At 25.7% G+C, this 26,016-nt stretch carries 22 protein-coding genes and 1 other RNA gene; 22 read left to right on the forward strand and 1 reads right to left on the reverse strand.

The genetic code is table 4. The features are described from left to right. The first annotated feature begins 80 nt into the window (after positions 1–80). The 5 genes from SGLAD_RS00540 (at position 81) to trmB (ending at position 5,071) form a co-directional block, all read left to right on the forward strand. Positions 81–488: a hypothetical protein gene (locus SGLAD_RS00540; RefSeq protein ID WP_134297110.1), complete on the forward strand. Its 408-nt coding sequence runs from the start codon at positions 81–83 to the stop codon at positions 486–488. Positions 489–545: 57 nt separating this feature from the next. Next, positions 546–958: a transfer-messenger RNA gene (ssrA, locus tag SGLAD_RS00545) on the forward strand. Between the two features lie 36 nt (positions 959–994). Next, on the forward strand, positions 995–2,941 hold the full coding sequence (locus tag SGLAD_RS00550) for an EAL domain-containing protein (RefSeq protein ID WP_134297111.1): 1,947 nt from the start codon (positions 995–997) through the stop codon (positions 2,939–2,941). 10 nt (positions 2,942–2,951) lie between these two features. Beyond that, the gene (mgtE, locus tag SGLAD_RS00555; RefSeq protein ID WP_134297112.1) at positions 2,952–4,412 is read left to right on the forward strand and encodes a magnesium transporter; all 1,461 of its coding nucleotides are present in this window, start codon (positions 2,952–2,954) and stop codon (positions 4,410–4,412) included. An 11-nt stretch (positions 4,413–4,423) separates the two neighbouring features. Then, complete coding sequence (gene trmB, locus SGLAD_RS00560) at positions 4,424–5,071, forward strand: tRNA (guanosine(46)-N7)-methyltransferase TrmB (RefSeq protein WP_134297113.1); 648 nt, start codon at positions 4,424–4,426, stop codon at positions 5,069–5,071. An 11-nt stretch (positions 5,072–5,082) separates the two neighbouring features. On the opposite strand, the gene SGLAD_RS00565 is transcribed toward trmB, so the two are convergent. Then, complete coding sequence (locus SGLAD_RS00565; protein ID WP_134297114.1) at positions 5,083–5,637, reverse strand: hypothetical protein; 555 nt, start codon at positions 5,635–5,637, stop codon at positions 5,083–5,085. A gap of 130 nt (positions 5,638–5,767) precedes the next feature. Between SGLAD_RS00565 and deoD the strand changes: the two genes are divergently transcribed. The 17 genes from deoD (at position 5,768) to SGLAD_RS00645 (ending at position 25,953) form a co-directional block, all read left to right on the forward strand. Beyond that, entirely contained in the window at positions 5,768–6,478 is a 711-nt protein-coding gene (deoD, locus tag SGLAD_RS00570; protein ID WP_134297115.1) for a purine-nucleoside phosphorylase, read from the forward strand. Between the two features lie 21 nt (positions 6,479–6,499). Then, a complete protein-coding gene (gene tsaD / locus SGLAD_RS00575; RefSeq protein WP_134297116.1) occupies positions 6,500–7,456 on the forward strand; it encodes a tRNA (adenosine(37)-N6)-threonylcarbamoyltransferase complex transferase subunit TsaD in 957 nt (318 codons plus the stop codon). Between the two features lie 24 nt (positions 7,457–7,480). Then, positions 7,481–8,266 (forward strand): MurR/RpiR family transcriptional regulator, encoded by a 786-nt coding sequence (locus SGLAD_RS00580; protein WP_134297117.1) that lies wholly within the window; start codon positions 7,481–7,483, stop codon positions 8,264–8,266. A 1-nt stretch (position 8,267) separates the two neighbouring features. Beyond that, entirely contained in the window at positions 8,268–8,843 is a 576-nt protein-coding gene (locus SGLAD_RS05345) for a type I phosphomannose isomerase catalytic subunit (protein WP_208338086.1), read from the forward strand. After that, positions 8,782–9,168 carry a hypothetical protein gene (locus SGLAD_RS05350; protein ID WP_208338087.1) on the forward strand — a complete coding sequence of 129 codons (387 nt, stop codon included), beginning with the start codon at positions 8,782–8,784 and terminating at the stop codon, positions 9,166–9,168. The genes SGLAD_RS05345 and SGLAD_RS05350 overlap by 62 nt, the downstream gene beginning before the upstream one ends. A gap of 10 nt (positions 9,169–9,178) precedes the next feature. Then, on the forward strand, positions 9,179–10,258 hold the full coding sequence (locus tag SGLAD_RS00590) for an alpha/beta hydrolase (protein WP_134297118.1): 1,080 nt from the start codon (positions 9,179–9,181) through the stop codon (positions 10,256–10,258). Positions 10,259–10,266: 8 nt separating this feature from the next. Continuing rightward, positions 10,267–11,631 (forward strand): asparagine--tRNA ligase, encoded by a 1,365-nt coding sequence (gene asnS, locus SGLAD_RS00595; protein WP_134297119.1) that lies wholly within the window; start codon positions 10,267–10,269, stop codon positions 11,629–11,631. A gap of 81 nt (positions 11,632–11,712) precedes the next feature. Beyond that, entirely contained in the window at positions 11,713–12,681 is a 969-nt protein-coding gene (locus SGLAD_RS00600; RefSeq protein WP_134297120.1) for a glycosyltransferase family 2 protein, read from the forward strand. Between the two features lie 10 nt (positions 12,682–12,691). Continuing rightward, a complete protein-coding gene (locus SGLAD_RS00605; RefSeq protein ID WP_134297121.1) occupies positions 12,692–14,566 on the forward strand; it encodes a serine hydrolase in 1,875 nt (624 codons plus the stop codon). A 9-nt stretch (positions 14,567–14,575) separates the two neighbouring features. Continuing rightward, positions 14,576–16,744 carry an ATP-dependent helicase gene (locus SGLAD_RS00610; protein WP_134297122.1) on the forward strand — a complete coding sequence of 723 codons (2,169 nt, stop codon included), beginning with the start codon at positions 14,576–14,578 and terminating at the stop codon, positions 16,742–16,744. 59 nt (positions 16,745–16,803) lie between these two features. After that, on the forward strand, positions 16,804–17,067 hold the full coding sequence (locus tag SGLAD_RS00615; protein ID WP_134297123.1) for an HPr family phosphocarrier protein: 264 nt from the start codon (positions 16,804–16,806) through the stop codon (positions 17,065–17,067). A 132-nt stretch (positions 17,068–17,199) separates the two neighbouring features. Next, the gene (locus SGLAD_RS00620; protein WP_134297124.1) at positions 17,200–17,940 is read left to right on the forward strand and encodes an ABC transporter ATP-binding protein; all 741 of its coding nucleotides are present in this window, start codon (positions 17,200–17,202) and stop codon (positions 17,938–17,940) included. 2 nt (positions 17,941–17,942) lie between these two features. Further along, positions 17,943–20,084 carry a hypothetical protein gene (locus tag SGLAD_RS00625; protein ID WP_134297125.1) on the forward strand — a complete coding sequence of 714 codons (2,142 nt, stop codon included), beginning with the start codon at positions 17,943–17,945 and terminating at the stop codon, positions 20,082–20,084. A 12-nt stretch (positions 20,085–20,096) separates the two neighbouring features. Beyond that, positions 20,097–20,852, forward strand: a complete 756-nt coding sequence (locus SGLAD_RS00630) for an ABC transporter ATP-binding protein (RefSeq protein WP_134297126.1) — start codon at positions 20,097–20,099, stop codon at positions 20,850–20,852. Next, a complete protein-coding gene (locus SGLAD_RS00635; protein ID WP_134297127.1) occupies positions 20,852–23,284 on the forward strand; it encodes a hypothetical protein in 2,433 nt (810 codons plus the stop codon). The genes SGLAD_RS00630 and SGLAD_RS00635 overlap by 1 nt, the downstream gene beginning before the upstream one ends. Positions 23,285–23,437: 153 nt before the next feature. Beyond that, a complete protein-coding gene (gene ptsP, locus SGLAD_RS00640) occupies positions 23,438–25,156 on the forward strand; it encodes a phosphoenolpyruvate--protein phosphotransferase (protein ID WP_134297128.1) in 1,719 nt (572 codons plus the stop codon). 104 nt (positions 25,157–25,260) lie between these two features. Next, positions 25,261–25,953: a hypothetical protein gene (locus SGLAD_RS00645; RefSeq protein WP_134297129.1), complete on the forward strand. Its 693-nt coding sequence runs from the start codon at positions 25,261–25,263 to the stop codon at positions 25,951–25,953. Positions 25,954–26,016: the final 63 nt, after the last annotated feature.

The following is a 26,016-nucleotide window of genomic DNA, read 5'->3' on the forward strand; positions in this document are numbered from 1 at the left end:
ATACACATAATATATAATTTTATTGAAAGGATTAAACATTAAATAGATATTAACTTCTAATTTAATCAAAAGTTACAATTATGTCTTTAAAAACAAAAACCTGTTTAATAATTTCAACTGTTATGGGTTCTATTATAACTTTTATTATAGTAATTTTTGGAATATTAATTATTGCAGGAGTAGTTTTACATAGAACAAAGATCGATGAGAGTAGAACAGATTTAATGCCAAGTCAAATACATGATATAGAAGTTTTCAATAATAAAGTAACAATTATTGGTATTTGTGTTTTAATTTTCCCAAGTATTCCTCATATTTTAATTATAATTTTTTTAGTAATTGGTTTAAAAAAACAAAATGATAGAGCAATTTCTGCAATTTTAATTATTTCTATTATTTTTGGTATTTTTTTCATATGTTTATTGATCAGTATTTTATTATTAATTGGAGGAATATTGAGTTCTATTGGTAGAAAAGAAATAGAATAGTACTAATCTAGTAAATAACTTATCAGTTTTTTAAATTTTGTTTTATAATATTTATATGGGGGTGTCCCGGTTTCGACAGGATATGTCTCGCCCATAACTGCAGTGGTTCGGTAGACCTTAATACTACTAGGTTTGATAAAATGCAAACAAAAAATCAGAAAAATTTGAAATGCCAGCGTTTATGATCAATAATGCATCAGCTGGAGCTATGTTAATGGCTTAATTAACCTTTAAGGTTAATAGCAGTTCAACGTTATTTAGGATTCTTACATCGTTCTGATTTAACGTAATAAAGAATGTAATAGGTAATACGATTTTAGCAATAAGTATTATTGAAGCTCAATTGCTAACTCTACAAATCAAATCATGTTTCTTCTGTTGATTTGTAGAGTAGTTCAGAAGAGACTAAACTGTAGACGTTGTGGTTCGGAGTATTTTGGACGCGGGTTCGATTCCCGCCATCTCCACCATTTTTTTTTGTTTTATAAGAAAGGAACGTGATTATTTTGAATATTTTATTTGCATTAATTGCATGTCTTTCTTATACAGCAATCGTGGCTTTTGTATACACTATTACTTGGGGTTTATCAAGACACTTGTTTGATAAAATCAAAATTTATTATGAACTTGTTCTTGGTTTAGTTTTAGGAGTTATTTCAATTTTTGGAGTTATTATATTATCTTTACTTATGAAAGATAATAAAAATATAATGCTACCAATTTTATTGCCAATCTTTTTATTTTGAACTTGTTTAATTTTCATTTCAATTTATGCTTCTTTAGGAGTAATTGTATGTAATATGTTAGGATTGTTTTTATTACCTAATCCATTTCCTGAATATTTTCCTGAAGTAAATAATGAACAAACTCTCGCTTTAGTTGTTGTTAGTTATATGGTAATTCTTGTAATTTATTTTATTAATTTATTTTGAAAGAAAATTACAAATTGATCTGCATGATCTTTAATTACAATTATATCTTTAATAACTGCAACAATTATTTCTCTACCAAATATTAAAGCAACAGAAACAATTGATTATTTAATAACAATACTAATGTGATTAGGAGTTGGGTATTTAACTTATGCTTATCTTGCAATTATTGATCAAATATACAACCATGCCTTGCAGCTTCAAAATGTTGTTAGGTATGATTATCAATATTATTTAAATCAAGCATCTGCACATGAAGAAATCTTAAGTTTTATTCACAAATCTAGAACACGTTTTGGAACTTACTTCACATTTTTTATAAAAAATTACGATAAGTTTGATGAAAAAGTAAATAACGAAATTAGAGAAACTGTTGTAACATCAATTGCAAAACAAGCTCATGAAATATTTTATGAAATTTATCCTAGTGCAATATTTTTTAAACCAAATTATAAAACGTTTGGAATATTTATTCCAATGGAAAGTATTGATGATAGTACAAGAGAATTAAGAACAAATAAAGTATTAGAAAGAGTTTCTAAAGCATTATCAAAGATACAAACAACTTTTAAAATTGAAAACTTCAAAGTAAGTATTAAAGTTAAAGGAGTAGTTTCTTTTTATGGTTATCATTCAAATAGTTTAGAAACTTTATTTGAATATAACGTGATTACACAAAACAACAACTCATTTGGTGATAAACATAAAGTTATTTTAGTTGAACCTAAAGAAGTAGTTAGAGAAAAAACTAAATATAAAAAAATTCTTACTTTAAATGAAATAGTTGCTTTAAACCATAGTGCAACAATATTTGAATCAATTTATAATATTGAAAATAATGATTTAGAAAGTTATTATTTAAATAGTGCAATTGAAGGTATTGAAATTACTTCAAAACTTTTTAACAAACAATTAAATAGTATAAGAGAATATGGTTTAACTTCATTATTCACTAGATATCTTGCACTAAATTCCTTAAAAACTATTGCAAAGCATAAGCTAACAACTAAAAAAAGTTTTATAAGTTATGATTCATTGTTTATTTCAAGTGAAAGCTTTAATGTAGAAAACTTTATTAGTAAAATTAAAGCATTTAAAATTAATATTGAAAATATAGTTTTTAATTTTTCTATAACTCAAGAAGTTGAAAACACAAAACTATTAGAAAAAAATATAACAGAATTAAAAAACCTTGGAGTAAAATTTTCTATTTCTGATTTTGGGTCAATTGATACAGATTTTAGGTTGGTTGGAATTTATCAACCAGACTATGTTTTTTTAGATAGAAATATAACTAAAAAAATAAATATGGTTAAAGAAAATGAACAAATAGTTTTAAATAGCTTAAAAATTTGTAATAAAATAAATGCAAAGTTAGTAGCAACAAATGTTGATACTTATATGATTTATAAAACTTTAAAAATGTTAGGCATAAAATATTTTATAGGTAATTTAATTGGTCAAGGTTTAGAACCAAAATTACTTTTAGAAGAAGAATTAAAATATTTATTAATTAAATAAAAGGAGAAACATGAGAAAACAAAACTTATCACCAGACAAGCTCGGCGAGTTATTAGATGATATTTTAAAAACAAACAACTTTAACTTGTACAGAGAAACTTTAAAAGATTATTATCCAGCAGATTTAGCTGATGCTTTAAGTAGTTTGCCAATCGAAAGAATTATAATTGCTTTAAGAATAATGCCAACCGAAGACCTTGGAGAAATATTTCCATTTTTTAATAACGACATACAAGAAGAAATAATTAGTTCATATACTTCGTTAGAAATAAAAGAATTATTTGATCAAATTTTTACAGATGATATTGTTGAAATTATTGAAGAACTACCAGCAGACATTGTTGAAAAAATTTTAAGAGCTACAACTCCTGAATCTAGACTTCAAATTAACTCAATTTTGAAATATCAAGTTAATACAGCTGGAAGTATTATGTCAGTAGATTACACAAAGTTGCATTTAGATTGAACTGTAAGAGAAGCGATTAATGCAATAAAAAAAGAAAGAGAAGAAGCAGAAGAAGTACATTACTTTTTTGTAGTTGATGATTTAAATAATCTAAAAGGTGTTGTTGAATTAAAAACTCTTTTCTTTTCAAAAAGTGATCAACTAATTAAAGATATAATGGATGATAGAATTATTTTAGCAACTACTAAAACAGATCAAGAAGAAGTTGCAAACATGTTTAAAAAGTATGACGTTACAACATTACCTATTATCAATAGTCAAAATAAACTTGTTGGAATTATAACTGTTGATGATGTTTTAGATGTTTTAGAAGAAGAAGCTACTGAAGATATTCATAAAATGGCAGGTATAAGTCCTGTAGAAGACGAGTATTTTAAAACAAGTATTTGAAAAATGGTTAAGTCCAGAATCATATGATTATTATTCTTAATGTTATCTGCAACAATAACTCAAGTTATCATTTTAGTTTTTTTAAACCTATATGGTGTAGAAGATCAAATCTCAGCTATTAAAACAGAAAAAGCAAATTTTTCAATTAGTTATATAGTCGCTATATTACTAACTCCATTGTTAACAGTTATTTCAGGAACTACAGGAAATGCAAGCAGTCAATCATCAACAATGATTGTTAGATCGCTTTCTTTAAAAGAGATTGAACCAAAACATTATTTAAAAGTTTTAGGAAAAGAAATTTGTGTATCATCATTTCTAGCTATAATTTTAATTTGCGTAAACTTTGTAAGAATGATAATAATATATGCAGTTGAATTTAAAGGTGACATAAATCAAAAAGTTTTGTGATATGTAATTGCAACTATTTCAATAGCAATGTTTTTATCAATTGTTTTTTCAAAAGTAATAGGAGCCACATTACCAATTATTGCAAAAAAAATTAAAATGGATCCAGCTATAATGGCAGGTCCACTACTTACAACAATTGTTGATGCTTTATCAACTACAATATTTTTTTCAATAGGTATGATTTTCTTTTTTGTACTTATATAGAAAGTAAAATAATGAGATTAAGAAATAAAAACTGAACAAAAGATTTTATAAAAGAAAACGAAAAACATTTATTAAACAAAGAAGAAAAAGTAAATTTATTTAAATGTTTTAAAAATGAAAATAATTGTTTTTTAGAAATTGGTTGTGGTAAAGGTCAATTTATAATTGATAATGCAACAAAAAACTTGAATAATAATTATATTGCTATGGAAAAAGAATCAACTGTAATCGGTGTGGCTTTAAAAAAAGCCTTAGAAAGAAATAAAGAACTTCATAATCTAAAATTTTTAAATACATATGCAGAAAAACTAAAAGACTTATTTAATAAAAAAACTTTTGAAAAAATATTTTTAAATTTTTCTGATCCATGACCAAAATCAAAACATTATAAAAAACGATTAACTTACAAAAGTTTTTTAAATATTTATTATGAATTATTAAAAGACAATGGCAGATTAGAAATAAAAACTGATAATGATAAACTTTATTTATTTACATTAGAACAAATTGATTTAAATATGTGAAAAATAATTTATAACACTACAGATCTTTACAAAGATTTAAAAGAATTAGAAACAAATATACCAACTGAATATGAACAAAAGTTTCATAGTCTTGGTAAAAATATTAATAAAATTATATTAAAAAAAATCAGTTAATCTTTTTTAGACTAAACTGATTTTTTATTATCGATATGTTCTTTTGCATTTTTATAAAAATCTATATAAGATAATTTAAATTTCTCACTTGCATTCAATAAATATGAGTTTATATTAAAAAATAAATAAAAATAAATTATGTTATAAACCATTATTATCATAAAAACTCATCAATAACTTTTTGCATAATCACCTCATGTAATTTTTTGCAATTGAGACCCACTCGTAATGTGAATAAAAAAACAAATTATTGAAAAAAAAATAGAGAATATGTGTGTATATTTACTTGCTTTTATTTCTACATTAATTTCATTTGTTTCTAAATTTGTAGTTGTGTGAATATCATTAAATATTGTTACAGAAGCTTTTGAAAAGTTTAACACTATGCTAACAAAATAAATACAAATAAAATTTAAACTAATTTGACAAACTCAAATTATTTTCGCTTTTTTTTCTAAGGAAGTTGTTAATATTACTATTAAATAAATTATTAATGTTGCAAAAACAATCGAACCCATTCATATAAGTGGTTTTTTCAAGATTGGCTTAACTAATTTAAATTCCATTTTAATCACCTAAACTCTATTATAAATTAATTTGATAAGATAATTAAAAAATTGAAACTATTCTTGATTATTTATAAATTCTCTAAAAAAAGTGTGTAAAATAAAAATATATTTGAAGGGAAAAGATTCAATGACACCTCACATTAGTGCCAAAAAAGGAGAAATAGCAAAAATTGTTTTAATGCCAGGAGATCCTTTAAGAGCAAAAAAAATTGCAGAAAATTACTTAACAGACTACAAGTTAGTAAGTGAAGTCAGAAATATGTTTATATATACTGGAAAATATAAAGGAATAGAAGTAAGTGTTGCTGGTAGTGGTATGGGATGCCCAAGTATTGGTATTTACTCTTATGAACTATATAACTTTTATGATGTTGACTATATTATTAGAGTCGGATCATGTGGAAGTTATCGTAAAGAAATTAATGTTTATGATATTTACAATGTTAAAGAAGCGTATGGAGATAGTAATTTTGCAAAAATAGCTGCAAATATCGATAATAAAGTAATCCCAGCAGGAACAAAAATTTATAATTTAATTCAAGATACAGCTAAATTAAAAGGACTAAGTATTCATACAGGAAGAATTTATTCATCAGATGTATTTTATACTTATGAAAATAAAGAAAATTTTGCTGATGAACATGAGCTTGATGTTGTAGAAATGGAATCATTCGCTTTATTTGCAAATGCTATTCATGCTAAAAAACAAGCAGGATGTTTATTAACTGTTTCTGATAGTTTTGTAACAAAAGAACAAACAACCCCAGAAGAAAGACAAAACAATTTTATGGCGATGATTGAATTAGCTTTAGATTCAGTAATTAAAATAGCAGACTAACTGTTATTTTTTTAAAAATTTATGACTATTTTAGCAATCGAATCAAGTTGTGATGAATTTAGTGTTGCAATAATGATTGATAACAAAATCAAGGCAAACATAATTTCATCACAAATTAAAGATCATAGCCAGTACGGGGGCGTTATTCCAGAGTTGGCTTCAAGATTACACGTAAAAAACTTTTCAATTGTAATTAAAGAAGCTTTATTAAAAGCAAATATATCGCTTGATAAAGTTGAGCAAATTGCTTATACTGCAAGACCAGGTTTGATAGGAAGTTTAATTATTGGTAAATTAGTAGCTCAAACTTTGGCTTTGTATTTAAATGTACCAATTATGGATTTAAATCATATTGAAGGACATATTTATGGCGCTTCAATCGAAGAAGAATTCATCTATCCTGTTTTAGCTTTAGTTGTTAGCGGAGGACATACTCAAATAATTCACTTAAAAGAAGCATTAAGTTTTGAAATTCTGGGAACCACTCAGGATGATGCGGTGGGTGAGTGTTATGATAAAGTAGCAAGAGCACTTGGTCTCGGTTATCCTGGTGGACCTAAAATTGATAATAATGCTCAAAATGGAAATGAAAATTTTTACATTCTTCCAGTGGTGAAAAAGGATGATAGTTTTGATTTCTCATTTTCAGGTCTAAAAACAGCGAGTTTAAATTTAATTAATAAATTAAAAATTTCAAATAAAGAAATTAATGTAAACGATTTTTGTGCAAGTTTTCAAAAATGTGCAATTGAAAATCTAATGATAAAGTTCGAAAAAGCAATTAAAATAATTAAACCAAGAACAATTACGCTTGCTGGTGGTGTATCTTCCAATAAGTTGTTAAGAAAAAAAATTTTTTCCATAGCATCTATGTATAATATTAGCAGGACTATAGTACCTCAATTGCAATATTGTACAGATAATGCAGCTATGATTGCGAATTTATGTAGAGAATATTTAATAAAAAATAAAAAATAAAAAATAAGACAGGAGAATAAATAGATGAGATCGTTTTTAAGTAAGTTAACTACAATTGATGAAAAAGATCTAACAATTAAAGAGAAAAAAATTGTTGACTACATTAAAAATCATTTAAAAGAAATTGTTGAAACAAATATGAAAATTGAAAGAATGGCTCAGGAAGCAGGTACAGGGTATAGTGCAATTTATGGTTTGTTAAAAAAATTAAATATAAAAGGTTTTAGAGATTTTGCTATTTTATTAGCAAATGATGCAGAAAATCAAGAAATCAATATAGCAAAAAATGATGAAAATGTTGTATTTGGATATATCAATTTAATTAAGCAAAATTTTGCTTTAATTGAAAAAAGATCAATTTTTGAAACACTAAATGTTATTAGAGATGTTGAGGGAGCAAGAGTTTTCTTTTGTTATTGAGAGAATTTATTAGCAGGACCTGCACAAGAACTTTCAAACTTCTTTTATAAGGAAGGATTTAATGCAATCTTGTTAGATAGCGATCAAGAAATTTTAAAAGACAGAATAAATTCATCTTTAGAAAAAGATGTATTTGTATTTTTTACAAGATATGGCAATTCAACAAGACTTAATAGTTTTATTGAAAGCATTGGTGAAATGAATAGAAAAATTATTTATGTTTCAGGAAAAGTTGCATCAAATAATATTACTCAATACTTAACTTCAATCCATACATTAATAGTTGATAATCCAGATCAAAAAGCTTTTAAAGGACACATATCTCAATCTGTTCCATTTAATTACTTTAATGACCTACTTATTTATCATTACTTAAATTCAGAAAACTAGTATGGCAATTTTTAAAATAGAACCTTTTTTTTCTCAAAAAATTTGAGGAAGTAACAAACTTAAAGATATGGGATATAAAATTAAAAGCAATGATATTGGAGAAGCGTGAGTAGCTTCTGCACACAATAATGGGATGGGTTATTTAAAGTGAAAGAATAAAAAAATAAGTTTACAAAAGTTTTACTCAGAAAATAGTTTTTTTAATAACGAATATGATGAATTTCCTTTACTTGTAAAAATAATCACAGCAAGTGACTTTTTATCAGTTCAAGTTCATCCAAATGATGAGTATGCTAAAAATAGACATAATTCATTAGGAAAACCTGAAAGTTGATATATTTTAGATTGTCCTGAAGATGCTTATTTAATTTATGGACATAATGCAAAAACAAAAGAAGACTTTGTAAAAGCAATTGAAAGTAATGATTGAAATAGTGTTTTAAAAAAAGTGTCTATTAAAAAGGGAGATTTTCTTTACGTACCTCCCAGGAAAAATTCACGCTATAACTCCAGCAGTGACCTTATACGAACTACAAAGATCAAGTGACATAACATATCGATTATATGATTTTGATAGAGAAGATAAAAATGGTAACAAAAGAGAGTTACATATCGAGGACTCACTTAATAACGTTAATATTCCAGATGACTCAGATTTTATTGTAAAAAATGCAAAAGGAAATATATTTAATTCTCAATATTTTTCATTATTCTTGTATGATGATAATAATATTAATTTTTCAACAGGCAATGCTAAATGGTTGATAATGACAGTCATTAATGGGAATGGTCAAATTGATGATTTAGATGTCAAAGTTGGAGAAACATTTATGTATTTGTTAGATAGCACACCTGTTATCAAAGGAAACTTAGAAATACTAATTGCTTGAATAAATAAATAGGAGGGTTTAAATGTTTATAAGAAAGAAAAAAAATAAAAGCACATTAATAAATGGAGTTAGAAAAACATTTGTTAAAATTTATTATGCTTTTGAAAAACCTTATTCACCTGTTCCTTTTTATTTAAATAAATATGATAAAGCAATTCGTCCTTTAGTTAAAACTAATAATATAATTAAAAGGTTTTATAAAAGAGAAGAATTGGTTGTAGATGACTATGAGAACTTAGAATCTATTACATTTAAATCACAAGATGGTATTGAATTAGCAGGATTTGTTTACACACCAAATAAAGAATCTAATAAATGATTAATTGCTTGTCATTGGTTTGCAGGACATAAATGTTGAGCACTTCATCATGCTAAAATATTTACAAAAATGGGATATAATGTTTTAGTTTTTGATTTTAGAGGTCATGGAAATTCTCAAGAAAATTCAACAACTATGGGGTTAAGAGAAGAATATGATTTATTAGCAGCAATTGAATGATTAAAAAATAATAAAAAAATTGATTCGCTGGCCTTATACGGAACTAGTATGGGGGGATATTGTGTTAACTATGTCTCTTTAAAGTACTCTGAAGAACTAAAAAAACTAAATTTAAAATTTGTAATTTCAGATGCAGCATACGGTAGTGTTTATAGATTATTAATACATGTAAGAAATATTTATTTAAAAATAATTAATAAAAAGAAAACGAAAAAAATTGTATTAAAAATTATGCAAAAACATAACGAACTAGAACAAGATGTTGATTTTGGAAAAGCTAGTGTTTTTGAATTAATTAAAAAAGGATACAAACCAATTTTTCCAACATTATTCTTTCACAGTAAAGATGATAAAGTTACGCCACCAACTGACACTTATGAATATCTGCTAGAAAGAAACAAATACATTGAAGACGACTATCTAATTTATTCATACTCAATGCATACACAAGCAATAAGACAACATTTTTTATCTTATAATTACAAACTTGCTAGCTTTATATCAAAAATGGATAATAATAAAGCAGATTTTGATAGGGTAACAAAAGAATGAAGCTTGGTAGAGTTTAGCGATCAAGACCAAGATGAAAAAAATTCTAACTAGGAGGATTTATGCAAATTAAAGATATATATGATAAGTATTTAATAGAAGAAATAAAAAAAGTTGAGTTTTTAGCAAGAGTTAGAACTCATAGACAAGGGAAAGTTGTTAGTTTTTTAGTTTTAAATGATGGAACAACATTAAATGACGTTCAAGTTGTTTATAAACCAGAAGTAAAAGGATATAGTGAAATTCAAAACGCAAGAGTAAGTAGTGTTGTAAAAGTTTGAGGAGAGTTAGTTTTAACACCAGACAAACCTCAACCATTTGAAATACAAGCTAATGAAGTTGCTTTATTAGATGAAGCTGCTGAAGATTATCCATTACAAAAAAAAGAACACTCTCCAGAGTTTTTAAGAGAAATTGCTCATTTAAGAGTTAGAACAAAAACTTTTCAGTCAATTTTTAGATTAAGAAGTTCATTAGCTTATGCTATTCATAAGTTCTTCCAAGAACAAAACTATGTTTATGTAAATGCACCAATTATAACAGGAAACGATGCAGAAGGTGCGGGAGAAGCGTTTTTAGTTACAACCAGAACTGATGGAAATCATGAAGAAGACTTTTTTGGGAAAAAAGCATCATTATCAGTTTCTGGGCAACTTCATGCAGAGGCTTATGCTCAAGCGTTTAATAAAATTTATACATTTGGGCCAACTTTTAGAGCAGAAGAGTCTAACACTTCAAGACATGCAGCAGAATTTTGAATGATCGAACCTGAAATTGCTTTTATTGATTTAGCAAAAAACTTAGAAATAATTGAGAATATGATAAAGTTTGTTATTAACTATGTTTTTGAAAACAATAAAGCAGAATTAGAGTTTTGTGATGCAAACTTAGAAGAAGGGTTAATAAATAAACTTACAAACGCAAAAGACTCAAAATTTGTTACAAACACTTACGAACAAGCAATTGAAATTTTACAAAAAGCTGTTGAACAGGGAAAAGAATTTGAAAACAAAAATATAAAATTTGGTATGGATTTAGGTTCTGAGCATGAACGTTATATTTGTGAAGAAGTTTATAAAAGTCCAGTATTTATAATTAACTACCCAAAAGATATTAAAGCTTTTTATATGAAATTAAATGATGACAACATTACTGTTGCTGCTTCTGATCTATTAGTTCCAGGAATTGGTGAATTAGTTGGAGGAAGTCAAAGAGAAGATGACTTTGGAAAATTAAAAAAAAGATGCTTAGAAATGAATGTAAACATAAACGAATTAGACTGATATAACAACCTTAGAAATTATGGTTACTATAAATCAGCAGGATTTGGTCTAGGGTTTGAAAGACTTGTTATGTATATAACTGGCGCATCAAACATAAGAGATGTTATTTCATTTCCAAGAACACCTAAAAACTTGTTATTTTAATAAAAAAACTCTTAAAAGAGTTTTTTTATTAATAAATGTTAAAATTATAAAGAATGTAATTTAAAAGCGGAGGAAATATTTATGCTAATTTCATTTGTTTTAGTTTCTAAGGGATCTTTAAGTAAGGTTGAAAAAGCGATTAAAAACATTGAGCAACTAAAAGACAACGACTATGAAGTCATAATTATTGCAGATTGCAATATTGAAGATAGTATGTTAGATCAAGATTTAAAAAATGAGTTTTGATTAAAAAATAATGTAAAAATTATTTTAAATAGTTCTTCTCAGGGTAAATCGGTTTCATGGAATATGGCAATTGATCTAGCAGAGGGTGAATACATAAAGTTTGTTTCTGAAAAAGATACAATCGATAATAACTTTATAGCAAGTTTTAGAGAAGTTCTTGAAAAAAATAAAGATAAACAAATCGACCTAGTTGAATATTTAATTGAATTAAAAGGCTTAGGTCAAGGAATCGATGTAGAAAATTTTTTAGAAAATCAAAAAGCTTATAACCTAGCAGAAAATTTTGAACCGTTTGCATTTTTAAGTCCTACATTATTTAATAAACTTTTTAAAACCAGTTTATTACAAGAGTTTGGTTTTAAATTTAGAAGGTTTGTAAGATTTGATATGTTATTTGTGTATAAAGTTTTAGGACAAGCAAAAAGTTTTATATTTATGGGTGATAAATTATATGGAGATAGATATTTAGAAGAACCTTCTTATTCTTCTTTTGATTTAGTAAATCAAGGAACACATATTATAAATTACTATAGAAGAATTGGAAAATATAAAAATTTAAAAGATCATTTAAATTATGCATATTTTAAAACTTTGTGTTTTGTCTGATTACAGTTAGTAAAACTTTACAATAACAAGTTACTAATGAAAAAAGCAATTATTTTTGCAGAAAAAAAATTCTCAGAAAAAAGAGAAGAGTTTATTCAAAACAACTCGGTATTAAAATTAAATAGAGATACAAAGTTTAGAGAAATTTGTCAAGACTTTAATAAGTATATTAAAGATTTGTTAAAGTTAGTAAAATAAAAGGATTGCAATGAACAAAATAGATCAAGAAAAAAAATCTAATTACAAATTGAGTTCTTCACAAGAGTGGCAAATACCACATTTGGGGAGAATTTTTTTTGCTAGACTTATAGATTTAACAATTTCATCGATACCAATGATTATATTATTATTTTTATATAAAGTAGAAGATTGAAAATCAGCTACAATAGTTACGACTTTAAATATAACTTTTCTATTTTTATATTTTGTTTTATTACCAATATTTTTAAAAGGAAATACAATAGGAAAATTAATTTTAAATTTAAGATTAAAAAAAGAAAATTTGAAAATAAACTTTTGAGATATTTTTTGTAGAGAAACTTATTTTGTTTTTATTCCTACTTTAATACAAATTTTATTTCAAATAATTACTTTAGTAGTTTTTATAACATTAAACAAAGATAAAAGCGATGAAACAAAAGGTAAGGAAAGTATAACTTTATTACAAAATATAAGTTATCTTGTTTATGTTTGTTGATATTTATATATTATTGCAACCATTGCTTTGCAAAAAAAACATCAAGCTGCAATTGATGTTAAAAGAAAAATTATTGTGAAACATAAAGTTAAAATTTTAAAAATAGAAAATATTAAAAAAGAAAAAGAAAAAAAACATTCACACTTAAAAGATCACAAACCAGGATTGATAAATGTTGATGATATTGAATATGAGGTAAATAAAATGAAAGATAAATTTAAAAACTCAAATAGTTTTATAAATAATTTTATTAAAGATAAATTTATAAGCGGGGCAGTAATTAGAGTATGTAAGAATAAAAAGTTAATTTATAAAAACACTTTTGGATTAAACGATATAGAAAAAAATGTTGAAATGAAAGAAGATTTATTATTTAGAACTTATTCAATGACAAAACCATTAACCGTTGTTGCGTTTTTATTACTAGTTCAAAATAATAAAATTTATTTAGACACAAAGTTAGAAGATATATACGAAGAGTTTAAAAACACAAAAGTTTTAAAAGAAAATAATGAGTTAGAAGATCAAAAAGAAAAAATAACAATGCATCATTTATTAACTATGACAGCTGGCTTCACTTATCACGGAATAAAAAACGAAACTGAAAAATTAACTACAAAATTTTTAAAAAACTTTGCTACTTCAAAAGATGGAAAATATTGAGACTATAAAGATTTTTGTAAAAATTTAGCAAAGATACCTTTAGCTTTTCAACCTGGAACTAATTGATATTATGGAATTGAATTAGATGTAATAGCAGCAGTAATTGAAAAAATAACTGGAGAGAAATTTTATGATTATGTAAAAGAAAATATTTTTGAAAAACTAAAAATGTTTGACAGCTCTTTTTATATTAATAACAAACAAAAAGAAGCAAATGTATATAATTGTATAAGAGAAGAAAATAAAAACACATTGATAAAAATCAATGACTTTAAAGTGTTTTTTCAACAAATGTATCAACAATCTCCAATTGCGCTTGGAGGAGCTGGACTAATCTCTACTTCAAAAGATTATCAAAACTTTTTAAACTTTTTAATTGATGGTAAAGATCATAATGGAAATCAGTTATTGGATTTTAAATTTATTGAAATGATGTCTAAAGATCAATTAAAAGATTTAAAAAAATATTTTAAATGAACTGTTAATGAAGATTATAGTTATGGCTATGGTGTTAGAGTTAAAATTGAAAATAAAGCTTATCCAGTAACAAATGTTGGAGAGTATGGTTGAGGTGGACTTTTAGGATCATTTTGTTTGGTTGATATGAAAAATAAAATAACTATGAATTTAATGATAAGTTCAAAACCTGGACATAATAAAATAATTGAAAACGATTTTGTGAATGAGTTTTATAAAGATTTACAAGAAGAAAATTTAAACTAAGGAGAATTTATGTACGACTTTTTAAAAGATTTAAATGATCAACAACTAGAAAGCATTATCACAACTGATGTTCCACTAAGAATAATAGCAGGAGCAGGGAGTGGAAAAACAAGAGTAATAACAAATAAAATAGCTTATCTTGTTGAACAAGAAAAAATTAACCCCTACAAAATTTTAGCTGTTACTTTTACAAACAAAGCAGCAAACGAAATGAAAAGTCGTGTGCAAAAAATTTTAAAAAATAGTTTATCTGTACCTTATATTTTAACCTTCCACTCATTTTGTGTAAGAGTTTTAAGAGAAGACTATGAGTTTGCAAACTTAAAAAAAGATTTTATTATAATTGATACAAGTGAACAACAAAAGATTATTAGAAAAATTCTAAAAGATTTAAATTTAGATGACTCAAAAAATAAACCTGAACGAAAAATTTTATCTAGAATTAGTAATTGAAAATCTTCTTTTACATCATGAGAAGAAGTAATCGATAATACTTTTAATAGTCAAGAAAAAAGTTATGCAAAAGTATATAGATACTATGAAGATTATCTAATAGATAAAAATTTCGTTGACTTCGATGATTTACTTTTAAAAGTACATAAAATGTTTAAAACAAATATGAACGTAAGAAAAAAGTGAATTCAAAGATTCGATTATATACTTGTAGATGAGTTTCAAGATACAAACAATGTTCAGTTTGATTTAATAAAATGATTAACAGACAAAAGAGGTTGTTTAACAGTTGTTGGAGATCCTGACCAAACTATTTATTCTTGAAGAGGTGCTAGAGTACATATTATTTTAAATTTTGAAAAAGAATTTGAAAGAGCAAAAACTGTTAAACTAATAAAAAATTATCGTTCTACTCAACCTATATTAGATTTAGCAAATAATTTTATTCAAAATAATAAAAATAGAGAACAAAAAGATATATTTACTGATAAAAAAGAAGGAGACATAGTTGAAGTAAAAGAATGTGCTTCAAAATATTTTGAAGCTAAGTTTATTGCAAAAAAAATAAAACAATTAGTTGAAGAAAATAATTATAAATATTCTGATTTTTTTGTACTATATAGAATGAACGCTTGGTCTGTTGAGTTTGAAAAAGAATTCTCAAATTCTAAAATACCTTACGAACTAGTTGGTGGTTTTGAATTTAGAGAAAGAAAAGTTATAAAAGATGTAACTGCTTTATTAAAAGCAGTAGCAATTCAAGATGATTTTTCATTTGAAAGAGTATTTAGTTTTGTACCTAAAGTAGGAACTGTCACTTCTGAAAAATTATTTAATTGTGCATATGAAAATAACATTAATATGTTTGAACTTTTAACTAAAAGAGAAGATTTGACTATTATGATTTCTAAAAATTTATATGAAATAAGTAACGCTTTAAGAGAGGCGCATAAAAAGTTTTTAAATAACGAAAACGTTGTTGATATTGCAAATTTTCTAATTAAAGAATCAGGTTATAAGCAAAAATTAGACCTTAAAGATAAAGAGGGAATTGATGCAATTGAAAATATAGAAGCATATTTTGATCAAATGAAAAAATTTGATGATGAGTATGATAAAAATCAAGAACAATCAAATCGATTAGTCAAATTTTTACAAGAAGAAACATTAAATATAAATAACGAAAATCTTATGGTTGTTCCAAATAAAGTTACTTTAATGACAATTCATGCTGCTAAGGGATTAGAAAATAAAGTTGTATTTATAGTTGGTTTAAGTAGTGATGTTTTTCCTTCAAGAATGAGCATGTTTTCAAAAGAAGGTTTAGAAGAAGAAAGAAGAGCTTTTTATGTTGCAATAACAAGAGCTCAAGAAAAATTATTTATTTCATATGTTATGGGAGAATACTCTTATATTGCTTCAGGACAATTAGGTCCGAGTCGTTTTATAGGTGAGTTAGATCCAAATTTATATAGTATCGAGAAAAATATCTTTTTTCACTCAGCAACAGAAATGAGCAGTAAAAAATATGATAGTGGAGTAGTTAATCAAAAACCTGAAAAAATTGATCCAGGAGTTAAAGTAGGAGATATTGTAGAACATTTTATGTTTGGTGATGGGGTTGTTAGCAAAATCTTAGATAAATATATTCAAATTGCTTTTTCTAATCCTGCATACGGAAGTAAGGCAATACCAATCAATTCCAATGCTTGAAATAAAAAATAGTATTTTTACCAAAAACTTAAGTTTTTATATATAATATACTTTGTTAGGAGGATTAAAAAATGACTTCATTTACAGCAAAAGTTATTGATCCAGTAGGGTTACACGCAAGACCGGCTTCAGTTTTAACAAAAGAAGCTTCAAAATATGCTTCAGACATTAAAATTGTTTGTGGTGAAAAAGAGGGAAACCTAAAATCAATTATGAACGTTATGGCATTAGCAGTAAAATCTGGTGCAGAAATAACAATTCAAGCATCTGGAGAAGATGAAAAAGAAGCAATAACAGCTATTGAACATGCAATGAGAGAAAATTCAATCATTTAATTGAAATAGCAATATACTTTAAAAATGGTTTTAAGAAGTTAAAATCATTTTTTTTGTATTTATTATATAATAATTAGGTAGTGAGTTTTGATATTTAAATCATTTCTACTAAATTAAGAAAGGAATAATAAAATGATAGAACTAAAAAATGTGTCGAGAAAACTAAATAATTTTAAATTAAAAGACGTAAGTTTTCAGATAAAAAAAGGTGCTGTCGTTGCTTTTGTTGGAGACAATGGAGCAGGAAAAACAACAACTATTAAAGCAATCTTTGGTGAGCTTAAAATAGATAGTGGTGAAATATTAATGGATGGTGAAAATTTATTTGCCAACAATAATCTCCACAGATTAGCATTTTTTCCAGATTCAAATAACATTCCTCTAAATATTAAGGTTCATGACTATATGTTATATATTTGTGCTGCAAATGGAATACCTTCTTCAAAAGCTGCAAAAAAAATAGATGATGTTTATCGTTTATTAGAATTAAGACCCTATAAAAATAAATTAATTAAACAACTTTCTGCAGGGTGAAAGAAAAAAGCTATTATGGCAAGTGTTCTAATAAGAAGACCTGAATACGTTGTTTTTGATGAACCAACTGCAAACGTTGATGTTGAATCAAAACTATATTTTATGAATATTTTAGAACTGCTTATTAATCAAGGAATTACAATAATGATTACCAGTCATATTATTGAAGAATTGCAAGAAGTTGCTAACTATTTAGTTTTAATTAAAAAAGGTGAGATTGTTCATGCAGCAGATTTTGACAATAAAAAAGAAAAAATAATGGATGTATATAAAACACATATGAAAAATCCAATTAAGGATATGACTATATTGCGTGAGTTATACAATAAGGAGATATAAAAGTGGAGTTAAATTTAGTTAAACATAAAAAAAATAAAAGCACAAATTCAAATAATATTAAGGCTAATTTATCTGTAATTTTTGCAATAAATTTAAAAATGACTTTTGCAAGTCCTGGTGTTATAATTGCATTTTTAATTCACTTTATATCACTAATTGCAATTTTATTAGTCGAAACAACTTCTGGAATTCAAACACAAAATATTGGAAGCATTGGAAATTATAAAATAATATTTTATGTAGTATCGGTTTTATCAACAATCTTTTTTGTAATGATGATGCTTTTGTTTTTATTTAAAAAACAAAAAAAATCTGGTATTCATTCAATTGAGTTAAGAGCTGGATTAGCAGTTTGAAAATCATATATACTAAGGGTTTTAGTTGCAACTACAATTATTACAATTGCAAACATTTTAGTACTAATTGGAGTAGCTATTATGGGATTGTTATTTACAGTGCCAACAGAACTATATAAGGCTTTTCCTTATTCACAAGTTGCATTTATAATATTTTTAGCAATTATTATGATTTTAATTTTATTACCAATTTTTATTTATTCATCAACAATGGTTGGTACATTAATGGCAACTGTTTTAATGTTTGTGTTTTCATTAAGTCCAATATTTGCTTCAATTAGATATTCATTTTCTGGTAAAGATGCAGAAGATGATTATGCTTTAAAATTTAATGTTTTAAATGAATTTTATGAAAATACAAAAAACGATGAAAATGTAAAAAAAATATTTAACGATGAACAAATATCAGAAGTTGATAGTAGATCTAAACTTGTAACAACTTTAGAAGAAAACCTTGCAGGTTATCAATCAGGATTAAGTTCATTTAATTTACCATCAGCTTCAATAACAAGCAAGTTTAAACAGTTTTATACTTCAAACAATAGTCAAGAATCTTCGAGTACAAATAGATATAATTCTTGAGATCTTGTAAATAAAGACAAAGAAGGATCAGATTTTTTAAGTACAAATTTTAAAAGTTTAATTTGAGACACAATCATTACTAATGATATGTATTTAGGACAAGTTAATTATGATTATTCATTTACACCATCTGTAAACAAAGATGCTAGAAATAAAAAAAGTATTTTAGAAGATACTCCAATAAAAAGTGTATTGGATGAATTGTTTGACTCATTAAAAAATAATCAAGATAAAATTGATTCTAAAAATAAAAATGAAATACCAACAATGTTTTTAAAAAAATATAATTATAATTCAAGTGAAGTATATAAAACTAAAAAAGTTTCTATTAGTGATTTTGCAAATCAATTAGAAAAGTACTCACCAAAATATGCAAATTTAATTAGTACTGCTGCAAAAATTTATGATAAGTACTCTGCTATATTTAATGAACAACAAACAAATATATTTAAAAACACTAACCCAATTGAATATATTAGTGGTTCAAGTTCAAATAAAAAATATGCATTAGATGATTATTATACAGGTGATTTCAGAGCAAATTTATTTGTAGATGATGTTTATTATAAACCATTCGAAGGTGGTCAATACAATTATTATTATAAAGTACCTTATGATTTCTTTAGTGAATATAACAATAGAACTAAACAATATGAAGATCAAGAAGAACATTTGGGCGATACTGGATTAAAAGCTTTAAGTGATGAGGAAAAAGAAACTATTAATAAAAATCAAGAAGTAGCAGAAATTTATAAAAAATTTCCTGAAATAACAATTTTAAACTGATTAATAGTTAATTTATGATATGAATCATTTACAATTGCAGTTGATTCAGTTGATGAATTGTATTCATACTATGTAAGTTCAAAAAATGGATCAAAATTGACTTTTGATGTATTTAGACACTTTGCAGTTATGTCAAGTGGTTTATTTGCAAATAGTTCATTAAACGATTCATACAATAATACAGACTCAAAAGTTTTATATCAGGGGAAAACTTCATCGATTAAAAATATTTTAGATTACGAAAAATATTTACCACAATACAATAAAAACTACGCTGTTCAAAAACCATTTTTAACAGAAGGAAAAGTTATTTATAAAAATGCTTTCATAATCCCACTGGCTTATGCAATTTACTTATTATTAGCTTCTCCACTTTATTACCTTGGTTATATGGCATATAAAAGAAAAATTAGAACATAGGAGGCAACTAAAATGATTGAAATAAAAAATATTACAAGAGACTTGGGTGGTTTTTTCTTAAATCAAGTAAGTTTCACAATTAAAAAAGGATCAGTAGTTGCTTTTGTGGGTGACAATGGTGCTGGAAAAACAACAACAATTAAAGCGCTTTTTGGAGAAATTAGACTTGATAGTGGTGAAGTAATGATCGATGGAGAAAGTTTATTTGTAAATGAAAATTTACAAAGAATTGCCTTTTTCCCTGATTCAAATAACGTTCCAATGGATATGAAATTAAAAGACTATGTTAAATATATTTGTGCAGTAAATGCTATGAAAGCAAAAGATGCAAATGCAAAAGCTAAACAAGTATATAAAATGTTAGGTTTAGAAAAATATGTTGGAAAAAAATTTAGAGAATTATCAGCAGGTTGAAAAAAACGTGCAATTATGGCAAGTGTTCTTGTTAGATCGCCAGAGTTTATAGTTTTTGATGAACCAACTGCAAACGTGGATGTTGAGGCAAAACTTTCATTTATGAACATCTTGCACGAACTGTCTAAAATTGGAGTTACCATTCTTATAACAAGTCATATTTTGGAAGAACTTCAAGAATTAGCAAATTATCTTGTTATTATAAAAAATGGAGAAATAGTTTATGAAAATGATTTTGATAATCAAAAAGAAAGCATAGCAAATATTTATAAAAAATTAATGGCTGAAAAAAATGACAATATCAAATTGCTAGCAGAAATTTATACACCAGAAATAGAAGGGGGTAATAAATAATGAAAGCAATATTAGATGAAAATATTCAAGCAAAGAAAAAGAAATCAATCTTTAAAAAACCAAAACTTGAAGGTGTAGGGCTTTTATTTTTAATTACTGTAAGAAAATCTTTTTCAGCAAAAGCAAGTAAAGGTACAGGTATAACTTTTTTAGTTTTAAGTTTTATATTTACTCTTGTAACAGCTTTAACAAATAAGGGATTTAAAATAGATGCTACAATTAGTGTTATTGCACCAACTATAGGATATATATTTATAGTATTTTTCTATGTTGTATTTTTAACAATTCTAGTGGTTAGTTTATTTAAAGTCCCAATTATGGAAGGTATTCAGCAAATTGAAACTAGAGCAGGAGTTAGTTTGTTCAAATCATTTTTAATTAGATATTTTAGTTACATAACAGTTACTTATTCATATTTAATTATAAATTTAATTTTTGCAGCAATTCTTAGTACAACATTTTCAAATCAACCTTTAGCAGAAGCTATTCTACTATACTCTCCAGTATTATTTTTAATGTTATTTACTTTAATATGATTCCCTGTATTATGTTTAATCTCATTAATTTCTTCAGTGGCTATGGGAACATTTGGAAACATTTTTTTAGGAGCAATTCTATCACTATTACCATTTATTAGTGGAATGGCAAATTTAGTTACCTCAAATTCAAGTGAAACACAGTTAAGTAGCGCGGCAAAAGCTCAAACTGCTAGATTAGTTTTTGCAAATGACTTTTATAAAAAATTTATAAACGATAGTGCAGTTAAACAAATTTTTGAAGAAGAAGAAAATTCTAAAAATATTTTAGAAACTATCTCAAAAAATTTACAAGTAGTAAATATAAATGATCTTTCATTAGATACTTTAAGCAGTAGTTTAATAAAAGAATTTGTTACTGTAAATGAAGCTGGTGGTGGATTACAAAAATCAGTTAGATATAAACCAGTTATTGAAGCGCTTATAAAAGCTTTATATTTAGGTCAATTTAATCTTGATGTAGATACAGCAGCTAATGACTTTAAAAAAGAATTAGATGAATTAAACAATGATAAAAGTAACAACGGTGGTAATAACAACGATTATAATTATAATCAAAATTCAATTAAACAAAGTATAGAGACTCCATTAATTGAAACAAATACTGTATTTAGTGGATTAGGAATTAATACAATATTGGAAAGCTTTTATAAAGAAGTTTATGAAAATATGTTTACTGCTAACGAAGCACCAGTATCATATCCTGGTTATTCTGGAAGTATTTTTATTGGTAAAAATAATAGAACCGGAAAAGAAGTTGAAAAAGAATTTTTAGACATTTCTGATTTAGTAAAATGATTATCAAATAAATTACCGCAATACAAATCTTTATTAAGCTATGTTTCATCTCAGTATAAAAATTACAATGAAATTTTATTTAATAGAGTTAATACATCTAATGACGGTGGAACAACTTATTCTAATAACACACAAAACTCAATCTTTAAAACACCTGGAAACATTGAGGATTCATTCTACTCATTCCAAAGTTATTCGACTAAAAACTCTGAAGTATTAACTTTATACAAAAGATATCCAGAATTAATGATGATTAACAATTTAATAACTCAAAATTGAGTTAATACAATGAGCTACTCTACTGACTTTTTAAAAGCAATCAGAAGTGCTAGTAGTTCAATAAGTTCTGATGAAAAAATGACAGCTGAATCAGGTATTGAATATATTGCGAGCAAAGCGAATAAAGAAGTTAGCAGTTCACAAATAAATATTATTAATCACTTTTATATTTTTTACCAAGGTTTAATTGGTAATCATTCTTATGGTGATGCATTCTTTACTAATAAAGATTTAATTGCAAATAGATCTTTAACAACAAAAATTTCTAATTTTAAAAGTTATTCAAAATATGCAACTGCAAAAAATACTGCAGAAATGAAGGGTGAGGAAAGCAATAATACACCTTCAACTGGTTATGGAATTGAAACTTACTTTGGATTAGAAAACCAAAAGCCAGGCAATTATGTAACAACTTTACCTGCGATATATGGAGAAGTGACAAAAGAAAAAATTCTTGCAGCAATCCAAGAAAGATATAGAAATGTTTTATCAGAAAATAAAGATATGCAAACAATTAGAACACTTTCTATTAAAGGCTTAACAGCTGAAAAATTGGGTAATGATTGATATATAAAAAATGCAAATGATAAACAAAATTATTGAGTTGATTATAACTCAGAAAAAAACCGTAATGAATTTTCAATTAAAGTTCAATTTAGCGATAATAAAAATAATAAATTACAATCAATTTTTAAAGAAACTCCTCTTCAAAAAGGGATAGGTTTTAACATAATTGGTGTAGCGTTTATTTACTTAGCAATTTCTTTATTATCAACAGGTTTAGTTTTCTTAGTATTTAAAAGACTTTCTAGAATCTAATTTAAAGTATGAACTCTAAATATGCAAATATTTAGAGTTTTTATTTATTAAAAATAAGAAATAAGATTTTTATCTAATTTATTTTATGAATAAAATAACCAATAGTAATTGTGTATAATAAATATGAAACTTTACTTTAGGAGGAATAAAAACATGTCAAACAAAATAAAAGGTATCGGAGCAAGCAATGGTATTGCAGTTGCAAAAGTTTATATATTAGATGAGCAACCAATTGTAATTCCAACTACCAAAGCAAAAGATGTTCAAAGTGAATTAGACTTAATTAATTCATCAATTAATAAAGCGAAAAAAGATTTAGAAAGTTTACAAGCTATAGCAAAAGAAAAATTAGGAGAAGAAAAAGCAGCAATTTTTGAAGCACATGCTTCAATCTTACAAGATCCAGCAATGGCAGAAGAATTTGTCGCTCTAATTAAAGAACAAAACTATAATGCATCACGTGCAATTGATGAAGTTGCTAAAAAATATATTGAAATGTTTGGGGCAATGGAAGATGTATATTTTAGAGAAAGAGCAGCAGACATTAAAGATGTAACAGAAAGATTAATTCGTTATGTTTTAAAAATGCCTGTATTAGACTTAGCATCAATTAACGATGAAGTAATAATTGTTGCAGAAGATTTAACACCAAGTCAAACTGCACAATTAAACCCAAATTATGTTAAAGGATTTGCATGTAATGTTGGAGGAAGAACTAGTCACGCTGCTATTATGGCAAGAAGTTTAGAAATTCCTGCAGTTTTAGGTTTAAAAACTATTTTATCTTCTGTAAAAGAAAATGATATTTTAGCAATTGACGGAAGCACTGGAGAAGTTGAACTAAATCCTAGTGATAAATTAGTTTGAGAAAAAAAAGCAAAAAAATTTGCACAAGAAAAAGTAGAACTTGAACAATTTAAAAACAAAAAAACAATCACAAAAGATGGTTTTGATAAATTTATATTAGAAGGAAACATTGGTAGTCCAAAAGATGTTGCAGCTGTTATTGAAAACGGTGGAGAAGGTGTTGGATTATTTAGATCTGAGTTTTTATATATGGACAACGATCATTTCCCTACTGAAGAAGAACAATTTGAAGCTTATAAACAAGTTGTTGTTGATATGAACGGAAAAATGACAGTAATCAGAACACTTGACATTGGCGGAGATAAAAAATTAAGTTACTTTGAATTCCCAGAAGAAATGAATCCATTTTTAGGATATCGTGCAATTCGTTTTACAATGGATAGAAAAGATATTTTTAAAGATCAAATTAGAGCTTTACTAAGAGCAAGTGCATTTGGTCCGGTTGGAATAATGTTTCCTATGATTGCAACAATTGATGAATTTGTTGGTGCCAAAAAATTCACTCTTGCTTGTAAAGCAGAACTTGAAAAAGAAGGAGTAAAGGTTGGTAGTGATTTACAAATCGGTATGATGGTAGAAATTCCTGCTGCAGCAATCAATGCAGAAAACTTTGCAAAACATGCAGACTTCTTTAGTGTTGGAACTAACGACTTGATTCAATATTCTATGGCAGCTGATAGAATGAGCGAAAATGTTACTTATTTATACCAACCATTTAACCCATCAATTTTAAGATTATTAAAAATGACAATTGATGGAGCACATAAACATGGTAAATGAGCTGGTATGTGTGGAGAAATGGCAGGAGAGCCTGAAGCAGTTCCGTTATTAATGGGTTTAGGTTTAGACGCATACTCAATGTCAGCAACTAGTATCACTAAGGCAAGAAGTATAATGGCAAAATTAACTTTATCAGAAACTCAAGAACTTGCAAAAAAAGCAATTGAATGTGAAACTTCAAGTGAAGTTTTAGAATTAGTAAATCAATTAATGAGTACAAAATAATTACAGTCTAATCCTTGATTAGGCTTTTTTTATGGTTGTCTGGTATTTTAGCAATCTTGATTTTATTTGCAAATAAGTTATAATTTAAGATTATTAGGAGTTTTATGAGGCTAGTAAATAAATTAAAACACTGAATTAAGATAGTTCTTATAGGTTGTTTATTATGAAACTTATTTGACAAAGTTAGTTCAAACGAGTTACTTGGACATTTTTTTGAAAATCTTGCATTACTTGGTCTTGCTTTTTTGTTGTTCACAATCTCTATAAAACTTATTATTGAATTTTCTAAGTACTTTGAAGATCAAAAAAGTAATTACAGAAAATATAATTCTTTAAATGCTTTTGTAAAAACAAAAAAAATGATTGTTTTAATTAAAACTCTTTTATGTTTATTTCCAATTGCAAATTATCGTGTCTATCTTTTGCTAGTTGATATAAATAAAATTGAGAGTAACTATAGTTTATTAATTACTTTGGTGATAATTGCCAACCTAGCATTATTATGTTCATTTGTTAGTTATGTTTTGTTTTTAACATATTATTTTAATTATAGAAATAAAAACTTAGAAAAATGAGAAAAGGAATTAGATTATATTTTATATGAAGCGAATTTAGATCCAAATTCATTAGTTTATATTAATTTATTAGCTTTTTACAAAGAAATGAGTATTGATTTTAATCTGACAATGAAATATTTTATTTCTAATGGCAAAAAATTAAGAGATTTAAAAGTTAAAATACTTCACTCAAAATTTTTAGTTTCTCAAAAAAAGGCATCAACTCCACCTATAATATAAAATTTTCTTGTATAAACAAGTAGTTTTTTATATACCATTTTTTTATTTATTAAAAAATATAGG

Source organism: Spiroplasma gladiatoris (assembly GCF_004379335.1).
GTDB lineage: Bacteria > Bacillota_I > Bacilli_A > Mycoplasmatales > Mycoplasmataceae > Spiroplasma_A > Spiroplasma_A gladiatoris.